The following is an 8,917-nucleotide window of genomic DNA, read 5'->3' on the forward strand; positions in this document are numbered from 1 at the left end:
GTGGCGGATCGCGCTATGCGTATAGCGGCGCCGCCAGCTGCACTGGTTACACCATGCATTCCAGCAGCCACACCGGAGAGGCCAGCGTCGGGCGAGGTTGCGCGCCCGATCTGCCATGACGTGGAAGCAGCCGATCCCATTGTTGTGCCGGCTCGGATGGCGGCGAGACCGCCGCTGGTTGCCATACGCGCGCCAGCAAATGCTGTGCCTCCAGCAACGAGTGATACACCCGCTGCCGCCGCGGTCGTGCCGAGGGCGGCGCCCGCCCCAAGCTGCGGTGCGCCTGAGACAAGACCCGACGCGATCCCCGGCCCAAAAATGCCAAGGCCAAGCAGTGCCAGTGCGCCCAGTACCTGGGACATGGCACCGGCAAGATCCGGCTCCTTGCCTTGCAATGCGGAAGCGAACTCCCCGAAGAGCGTGGAGCCGATACCGACAATGACGGCGAGCACCATCACCTTGATGCCTGACGAGATAACATGGCCGAGCACGCGTTCGGCCAGGAACGCTGAACGGTTCCAAAGTGCGAATGGAACCAAAACAAAACCTGCCAGCGTGGTGAGCTTGAACTCTAGGATGGTGATGAAAAGCTGGATGGAAAGGATGAAGAAGGCGATGATAACCAGGAACCAGGCCATCAGCAGCACGAAGATGGTCAGTGCGTTGCCGAAGATTTCCGGGAAGCCCAGGAGCTGACTGGCTTGGTCAAGCATTGGCCAAGCACCTTCGAAACCGGTCGCGGCAATGCGGCCCGGGCGCAAGAGATTGTCTGCCGACAGATTGCCGGCCGACGCCTTAATCCCGAGACCGGCAAAAGAACGATAAACGATATCGGCGAGGTTCTTGAAATTGTTCAGAATGAAGGCGAAGACGCCAACATAGAGCACCTTGCGGACAAGCCGGCCGAGAACGCTGGTTTCGTCGCCGAGCGCCCACGCCAGGCCGGCAAGTGTGATGTCAATGCCGATCAGAATGGTAGTGAGGAAGGCGAGGTCGCCCGATAGCAGACCGAACCCGCTGTCGATGTAGCGGATGAAGGTCTCCATGAAGCGATCGATGACGCCAAGGTCGTTCATGCCGCTGCCTTTCTCGTCGTGATGAACTCGTGATTAATTGCCGGGATAAGCCGAGCCGGTACCCAAGAACCGCTTCGTCATCTCGCGGGCGGCTTCGTCTGACTGGGCCTTGCGGGCGGCATCCTCGGCCTCAGCTCGAAACTGCGTTGCGAGCAGCGTCTGGATCTGCATCTGCTGTTTTGTCGAAAGCGCCATCAGCTGGTTGGTGGCCTGGCTTGCCTGAAGCGCACCGGCCGCCCCTTGGCTGCGGTTGACGAGATCGGCGAGCAGATCGCCGTCGGCGCGGACGTTCTCGACGATTTGCGACTGGACACCCATGGTCTGGCGGAACGCCTGCATGGCGGTTTGCCAACGCTCCCGCGCAGCACTCGCCACATCGCTGACTTTGATCGTGGCGTCGTAGCTTTCCGGATATTGGCTGCGCCACTGGTCTTGAAGCTTGCCCAGATCAAAGCTGAGGCCACTCGCCTGGTCCATCAAGCCGTCGATGCGATGGAGCGAACCGGTGAGTTGGCCAACGGAAGAGAAATCCAGACGCTGAAGATTGCGCGCCATGTTCTGCAGCATGGTCGCCTGATTCTGCAGCGACTGGATTTGGTTGTTGATCTGCTCCAATGCGCGCGCGGCCGTCAGCACGTTCTGCGCATAATTGGACGGATCGAACACGATAAGGGCGTACGCGGGCTGCACATAGTCGGCCATAGGCTTGGCGATCAGGGAAACGGTGATCAGGCCGGAGAGAAGGCGTCGCCGCATCATGAGAATTGCTCCTTGTCTGGTTGAGGGAATTGCTTGAGAAGTTCGCCGGCCCAATCGAGGCCGCGCGCGATCAGGAACTGCGAGGCAAAGCTGCCTTGCCCGTCTTCGGACATGATCCTGTCGATCAGAGTCTGCGTGGCCGGATCGGAAGCACCGCAAAGCGCAAGAGCGATGGGGCCAAGCTCGAGCTCGAACAGACGGTTGCCGCGGCGCGATTGCAGATAATACTGACGCTTCGGCGTGGCGCGGGCGATCAATTCGATCTGCCGCTCGCTTAAACCGAAGCGCTCGTAGGCTGTGCGCGCCTGGGGTTCCACGGCACGATCATTGGGAAGGAAAATGCGCTGCGGGCAGCTTTCGATGATTGCCGGCGCTATGCCAGAGCCCGCGATATCAGCCAGCGACTGCGTAGCGAAGACAACCGACACGTTCTTCTTTCGCAGCACCTTCAGCCATTCGCGGATGCGGGCGGCGAACAGCGGATTGTCGAGATAGACCCACGCCTCGTCGAGCATGATCAGCGTGGGCCGTCCGTCGAACCGTTCCTCAAGTCGCTGGAACAGATAGGTAAGCACCGGCAGCAAAGCGCCTTGGCTGTGCATTAACTCCTCGGTCTCGAAACACTGCACATCCGACAAGGCCAGCCCATCATGATCGGCATCGAGCAGGCGGCCGAAGGGACCGTCGAGCGTGTAGGGCATCAATGCGGTCTTCAGCGCATTGGATTGAAGCAGGACCGAAAGACCGGTCAGTGTGCGTTCCTGCGCCGGCGCGGTGGCAAGGCTGGCCAGCGCTGACCAAATAGCCTCCTTCACCTCCGGCGTGACGGTGACGTTCTCGTGGGCAACAAGGCTGGCGATCCATTCGGCCGCCCAGCTTCGGCTAGCCTGGTCGTTGATGCTGCGCAGTGGCTGAAAGGCAAGGGAACCGTCCGCTCCTAGCGCGTGGTGTTCTCCACCCATGGCAAGTGTTGCAGCACGGGCCGAATTGCCTTTGTCGAAGACATAAACCTGGGCGCCGGCATAGCGCCTGAACTGCAGAGCAATCAGAGCAAGCAGAACCGACTTGCCGGCGCCGGTCGGACCAACAACCAGCATGTGGCCGACATCTTCGACGTGGGTGGAAAGCCGAAACGGTGTCGACCCACTGGTCTCGGCAACGAAAAGCGGTGGCGCTTCGGTTTGGGTGACTTTCGCGAGATGCTCGTTTGTCGCAGGACCGGCCCAAACCGACGACAGCGGCATGAGATGGGCAAGGTTCAATGTATGAACGAGCGGTTGGCGAACGTTAGCGTAGACATGGCCAGGCAATGAGCCGAGCCAAGCCTCGACCGCATTGACGCCTTCTCGGATCGTGGTGAAGCCGAGCCCATTGATGATGCGCTCGACCGCGCGAAGCTTCTCTGCAGCGGCTTGGCGATCCTCGCCCCACACCGTCACGGTGGTGGTGAGATAGCCGAAACTCACATGATCACCGCCCAATGCCTGAAGGGCTTCGTCGGCATCGAGCGCCTTGTTGTCGGCATCGTTATCGACAAGCGGGACCGGCTCGTTGGTAATGACCTCGCGTAGGATTGCCACGATCGATTTGCGCTTGGCAAACCACTGCCGGCGCAATCGCGTCAGCGTCTTCGTGGCTTCCGTTTTCTCGAGCGGAATGAAGCGCGTCATCCAGCGATAGGCGAAATCCTGATGATTGAGGGTATCGAGGATTCCGGGCCGGGTGAGGTTCGGAAAGCCGAGGATGGTCAGTGTGCGAAGATGCTGCTCACCCAGCATCGGCTCCAGGCCACCGGTAAGCGGCGCATCGACCAGGATTGCATCCAGATATATCGGCGTTTCCGGGGCCATGATAGGATGGCGACGAGGCGAAATCGTGCCGTGGAGGTAGGTCAACGTCTGAGCATCATCGAGGACGCGTACTTCGGACATGAAACCCGAGAAGAGATCGAGCACGCGGTTGGTCTCGTCACGGAACCTCGCCAGATCCTGGCGCCAGTCTCTTTCTCCTCGGGAATAATGAGAGTCGACGAGCGCGCTTTCTGCGCGCGCCTGGGCGTCCGGCGGTGGCATAAACACCAAGGTCAGATGATAGCGGCTCTCGTAGTGCGCTACCTTCCCCTCGAAAGCAGCGCGGCGTTCTTCGTCGACCAGCCACGACGCGGCGTCAGGAAAATGCGAGTTCGGATAGCCCAGCGCTTCTGTGCGCTCGGCCTCAAAGAACAATGCCCAGCCAGAGCCAAGGCGTCTGAGAGCATTGTTCGCCCGGGCGCAAATGCCGACGAGTTCAGCCTCCGTCGCACTTTCGAGATCCGGGCCGCGGAACCGCAACGTCCGCTGAAAGCTGCCGTCCTTGTTGAGCACGATGCCGGGCGCCACCAAGGCAGCCCAGGGTAGATGGTCGGCAAGCCGGTCGGCTTTGCTTCGATATTCCGAAAGGTTCAGCATGCAAGCCACCCCTTCAGACGTAGGTGGCGCACAAGCACGCTGGCGAAGTCCGGATCGCGTCTTGCGGCAAACACCGCTAACGAGTGGCCTGCGATCCAAAGCACCAGACCAGCAATCCATTGCTGCAAGCCGAAGCCAATGGCCGCGGCCACTGTACCGTTGAGGATCGCCACCGCGCGCGGAGCCCCGCCGAGCAGGATCGGCTCGGTCAGCGCCCGGTGGACCGGTACTGCGAAGCCCTCGATATGCTGCTCCCCGGCGGCCATCAGACGAGCGCCCCACCACCGAAGGAGAAGAAGGAGAGGAAGAAGCTCGATGCCGCGAAGGCGATTGACAGACCGAAGACGATCTGAATCAGGCGCCGAAAACCACCGGCGGTGTCGCCGAAGGCAAGCGTCAGGCCGGTGGTGATAATGATGATCACCGCAACGATCTTGGCGACCGGTCCCTGCACGGACTCCAGGATCTGCTGCAGCGGCTGCTCCCACGGCATGCCGGAGCCGGCGGCATAAACCGGGGCCGTGTTAAGAAACGCGAGCGCTGTGGACGAAAGAAAGCGAAGCTTCTTGCGCATGAGGAAGGCCTTTCAAAGCTGCTGGAGTTGCGAAAGCGTGAGCGGGGCAACGGCGTAATCGCCGCTGCCGTCGAGACCGGTGACCTCGGCGATTGCGTCGATGTGGCGCGACGAGCCGCGTCCCGCTATGAAGACGATCAGATCTATCGCCTCAGCGATGAGCCGGCGGGGAACGGTGACCACCGCTTCCTGGGCGAGTTGCTCAATGCGATAGAGAGCCGAGCGCGCGGAATTGGCGTGTACGGTAGCGATGCCGCCTGGGTGCCCGGTGTTCCATGCCTTCAGCATGTCGAGCGCTTCCGCGCCCCTCACCTCGCCCACGATGATGCGGTCCGGCCTGAGCCTCAGCGTCGAGCGCACGAGATCGGCAAGGGTGACCGAGCCCCGCCTTGTTCTCAGGGCAACGCAGTCCCTGGCCGCGCACTGCAGTTCGCGTGTGTCCTCGATCAGGATCACCCGATCGTCGCATTCGGCGACTTCAGCCAGCAGAGCGTTGGCGAGTGTTGTCTTCCCCGAGGAAGTGCCGCCGGCGATCAGCATGTTGCGCCGCTCGCGGACGGCCTTTTTCAGCGCATCGGCCTGCAGCGGCAGCATGATGCGTTCGGCAACATAGTCGGCCAGGGTGTAGACTTTCGCGGCGGGCTTGCGGATGGCAAAACATGGCGCCAACACCACAGGTGGCAGCAGGCCTTCGAAGCGTTCGCCAGACGGCAATTCGGCACTGACGATCGGGTTGTCGGCGTGCGCCTCGGCGCGCACGTGCGAAGCAACCAGGCGGATGATACGTTCTGCCTCGGACGGGTGCATGTGAACGTCGGTATCGACCCGACCTTCGCCTAACCGGTCGAGTCGCAGCGCGCCGTCGGGATTGACCATCACCTCGATGACGGACGGATCGGCCAGGGCTTCGGTGATTGCCGGACCCATGGCGGTGCGCAGCATGACACGCCGCCGGTGGTCGGCCTCGGGATGAGAGCTCATCCTTCCCCTCCCCCACCATTGTCTTTGCTAAGCGACTTTTTGCCGGAAGCGATCTGGCGGCCGACCTTCTCAACGAATTTCTCGAAACGCTCTTGGGCAATAGCCTGCGTTGCCCGATCCGGGACCGGCGTGTGGGCGTGAAGGGTGATCGAAAAGCGGATGAAGAGCGCCAGGCTCTCCAGGATCACCTCGGAATCGCGCCTGACGTGGGCAAGATCGCGGGAGAGCCGGTCAAGCCTTACGCCGTAGCGCCGATCGAACTCGCTCTCGCCACGCCGCTCGATGAACGCCTCGATCGCCTTCGCCACGATCGCTGATTTGGTCGTTGACGGATCGCGACTGAGGTTGTCCAGTTTCTCGCTGAGCTCCGGCTCAAGCAGAAACTGATGGCGAATGCGGTGCGGCTTCATGCGGCTCGTTCCGACGGCCCGGCGTTGCGCCGGCGACGGGAGAAGCATCGGCCAGACGCTCAAAATTGCTTATGGCCGTTATCTACGCTGAGGTGCGCTCTGCAACTCAGCGGACTTCAGAAGCCGGGAATGACATCGTCGCCCCTGCCCTCGTTGATACCGTAGGCGCGGGCCGCAGTGGAAATCCGATCCATGACACGCTTGTCCGCGAGCGCTTCGCTGTCATCGTCTGCGGGCTTGTACAGATCGGCCTGATCGGGCTCTTGAGAGACAACAACGTCTTCTTCGGGCAGGCTTGGATGGCGTTGCTGCTGAACGCCTCCCTCGTCTTCAACTGGCGCGTCGGCGCTTTCCTCGTCCGCAGCAAGTCGGCTATCGACGCTGCACACTTGTCCAGTCCAGCCGTCCGGGCGTGATGCAGGGCAGTCCGCATAGGGTCCGTCGTGCAGCACCGGCGCAGGCAGCACCCGATCTGTGAAATTCTGATCCTGATAATAGCGCAGCTTCTTGGCGCGGATCGGCGGCAACCCAGAAACCAGGACCAATTCGTCTGACGGCGGCAATTGCATCACCTCGCCTGGCGTCAGGAGCGGGCGCGCGGTTTCCTGGCGGCTCACCATGACATGTGAAAGCCAGGGCGCAAGCCGATGGCCCGCATAGTTGCGCATCGACCTAAGTTCGGTTGCGGTGCCGAGGGCATCCGAGATGCGCTTGGCCGTGCGTTCGTCATTGGAGGAAAAGGCAATTCGCACGTGGCAATTGTCGAGAATAGCATTGTTCTCGCCATAGGCCTTTGAAACCTGGTTCAAAGATTGTGCGATCAGATAGGAGCGAATGCCATAACCTGCCATGAAGGCGAGCGCCGTTTCGAAGAAGTCGAGGCGACCGAGCGCCGGAAACTCGTCCAGCATCATGAGCAGCTGATGCTTACGGCTCTTCTTCGGGTCCCCCTCCAGACGCTCCGTCAACCGCCTGCCGATCTGGTTCAAGATCAGTCGCACCAAAGGCTTGGTGCGCGAGATATCCGAAGGCGGCACGACCAGATAGAGCGACAGCGGTCGCTCTCCATCCACTAGGTCAGCGATGCGCCAGTCGCAGGACGAAGTGGCCGCCGCGACCGTTGGATCACGATAAAGCCCAAGAAAGGACATGGCGGTCGAGAGGACGCCTGAGCGCTCGTTTTCCGACTTGTTCAGGAGTTCGCGAGCCGCCGAGGCCACTACGGGATGGACCTGAGGGTTATGCCCCGTCCCGAGATGGTTTGTCGTCATCATCCGCCGTAGCGTTGCGGCAAACGAGCGTTGCGGGTCCGACAGGAAGGTGGCGACGCGGGCTAGCGTCTTGTCCTCTTCAGCGTAGAGCACGTGCAAAATGGCGCCAACTAGGAGTGAATGGCTGGTCTTCTCCCAGTGATTCCGTCGCTCCAGCGCGCCCTCGGGATCGACGAGGATGTCGGCGATGTTTTGAACGTCCCGGATCTCATCTGGGCCTTTGCGCACCTCCAGCAGCGGGTTGTAGCGTGCCGATCTCGGGTCGGTCGGATTGAACAGAAGGCAGTACGAGAATTTCGACCGCCAGCCGGAGGTCAACTGCCAATTTTCGCCTTTTATATCATGAATGATGGCAGACCCGGTCCAGGAAAGTAGCGTTGGAACAACCAGCCCCACGCCCTTGCCCGAACGCGTCGGCGCAAATGCCATGACGTGCTCCGGGCCGTCATGGCGCAGATAGCGATCGTTCAGCCTACCGAGGAAAACGCCCGCCGGCCGTAACAACCCTGCCGTCTCGACCTCATGAGTCGTGGCCCACCGTGAAGACCCATAGGTCGTAACCGACCCGCGCTGTCGCGCGCGCAAAAGCGAGCCTGCGATTGCGGCGGCACAGCCCAGGAATCCGCTGGCGCCTGCAAGCGTACCGGCTTTGTCGAAGACCTCCGGCGCATAAGCATCGAAGTGGAACCACCATTCAAACAGCTTCCACGGCTTGTAGATTGGCCAGCCGGCGAAGAGAAACCATGGTGCGCCGAGAGGCGTCTGGTAGGTCAGCATTTGAGCGCACCATTGGGTTGCCGTCCATACGCCGATAATGACAATTGCGCACACAACGGCGATCTGCCCGATCAGTAGCTTCGTAGGTGTCATCGGCTTGGCCCGCTGAACAACGCGACCTAGCATCGCGCGGTGCAGCCGGGACAGGAATGTTCCTCACATACGATTTGGGAGCAATGAACGACTTCCTACTATGCAGGTCGGTCAGCACGCGTGTTGCGCCTTCACGCGACACCATCCTCTCCATTCACCCTGAGGCCCGGCGCCGCCGACAGTTGCGTGACCGCTCCTCCGCAAAGTTATCTTCTGCGTTCAGGGAGCCAGGGCGCCTGGGCTGGCTGATGAACACCGTCCGCTCGCGCATGTGGGGTCGAATTGATTTGTGCCCAAGTGGAGGCAGGCTCATCATTCAACAGTTGCCGCAGTTCCCCTGGCTCGAACGCCATCATTGGTGGGGAGGCAGGCTCGTCTTCCAACAGTTGCCGCAGTTCCCCTGGCTCGAACGCCATCATCGGTGGGGAAGCGGGTTCATCCTCCAACAGCTGCCGCAGTTCCCCTGGCTCGAACGCCATCATCGGTGGGGAAGCGGGTTCATCCTCCAACAGCTGCCGCAGTTCCCCTG

At 61.3% G+C, this 8,917-nt stretch carries 9 protein-coding genes; 1 reads left to right on the plus strand and 8 read right to left on the minus strand.

Annotated features, from left to right (window positions below; genetic code table 11):
* The 8 genes from trbL to EOA38_RS19455 all read right to left on the minus strand — a co-directional run.
* The coding region (gene trbL / locus EOA38_RS19420; protein ID WP_127299986.1) for a P-type conjugative transfer protein TrbL at positions 1-1,076 on the minus strand (1,076 nt) is incomplete at its 3' end.
* A 33-nt stretch (positions 1,077-1,109) separates the two neighbouring features.
* Positions 1,110-1,835, minus strand: a complete 726-nt coding sequence (trbJ, locus tag EOA38_RS19425; RefSeq protein WP_024502854.1) for a P-type conjugative transfer protein TrbJ — start codon at positions 1,833-1,835, stop codon at positions 1,110-1,112.
* Entirely contained in the window at positions 1,832-4,282 is a 2,451-nt protein-coding gene (gene trbE / locus EOA38_RS19430; RefSeq protein WP_126057782.1) for a conjugal transfer protein TrbE, read from the minus strand. Before trbE ends, trbJ begins: the two co-directional genes overlap by 4 nt.
* Positions 4,276-4,548 (minus strand): VirB3 family type IV secretion system protein, encoded by a 273-nt coding sequence (locus EOA38_RS19435; protein WP_024502852.1) that lies wholly within the window; start codon positions 4,546-4,548, stop codon positions 4,276-4,278. Before EOA38_RS19435 ends, trbE begins: the two co-directional genes overlap by 7 nt.
* Entirely contained in the window at positions 4,548-4,856 is a 309-nt protein-coding gene (locus EOA38_RS19440) for a TrbC/VirB2 family protein (RefSeq protein WP_126057781.1), read from the minus strand. The genes EOA38_RS19435 and EOA38_RS19440 overlap by 1 nt, the downstream gene beginning before the upstream one ends.
* Positions 4,857-4,868: 12 nt before the next feature.
* The gene (gene trbB, locus EOA38_RS19445; protein WP_024502850.1) at positions 4,869-5,837 is read right to left on the minus strand and encodes a P-type conjugative transfer ATPase TrbB; all 969 of its coding nucleotides are present in this window, start codon (positions 5,835-5,837) and stop codon (positions 4,869-4,871) included.
* Positions 5,834-6,247 (minus strand): CopG family transcriptional regulator, encoded by a 414-nt coding sequence (locus tag EOA38_RS19450; protein WP_095488561.1) that lies wholly within the window; start codon positions 6,245-6,247, stop codon positions 5,834-5,836. Before EOA38_RS19450 ends, trbB begins: the two co-directional genes overlap by 4 nt.
* A 116-nt stretch (positions 6,248-6,363) precedes the next feature.
* Entirely contained in the window at positions 6,364-8,388 is a 2,025-nt protein-coding gene (locus EOA38_RS19455) for a conjugal transfer protein TraG (RefSeq protein WP_024502848.1), read from the minus strand.
* A 248-nt stretch (positions 8,389-8,636) separates the two neighbouring features.
* On the opposite strand from EOA38_RS19455, the gene EOA38_RS39770 reads away from it, so the two are divergent.
* Positions 8,637-8,917: hypothetical protein (locus tag EOA38_RS39770; protein ID WP_210212974.1), on the plus strand; the 281-nt coding region annotated here is incomplete at its 3' end.

The organism is Mesorhizobium sp. M1E.F.Ca.ET.041.01.1.1 (assembly GCF_003997355.1).
In the GTDB taxonomy this organism is placed as follows: domain Bacteria; phylum Pseudomonadota; class Alphaproteobacteria; order Rhizobiales; family Rhizobiaceae; genus Mesorhizobium.

Bases quoted from the DNA above. Each gene is read 5' to 3' on its own strand.
- trbB (WP_024502850.1), bottom strand. From the start codon at position 5,837: ATGAGCTCTCATCCCGAGGCCGACCACCGGCGGCGTGTCATGCTGCGC.
- EOA38_RS19450 (WP_095488561.1), bottom strand. From the start codon at position 6,247: ATGAAGCCGCACCGCATTCGCCATCAGTTTCTGCTTGAGCCGGAGCTC.
- EOA38_RS19455 (WP_024502848.1), bottom strand. From the start codon at position 8,388: ATGACACCTACGAAGCTACTGATCGGGCAGATCGCCGTTGTGTGCGCA.
- EOA38_RS19440 (WP_126057781.1), bottom strand. From the start codon at position 4,856: ATGCGCAAGAAGCTTCGCTTTCTTTCGTCCACAGCGCTCGCGTTTCTT.
- trbE (WP_126057782.1), bottom strand. From the start codon at position 4,282: ATGCTGAACCTTTCGGAATATCGAAGCAAAGCCGACCGGCTTGCCGAC.
- trbJ (WP_024502854.1), bottom strand. From the start codon at position 1,835: ATGATGCGGCGACGCCTTCTCTCCGGCCTGATCACCGTTTCCCTGATC.
- EOA38_RS19435 (WP_024502852.1), bottom strand. From the start codon at position 4,548: ATGGCCGCCGGGGAGCAGCATATCGAGGGCTTCGCAGTACCGGTCCAC.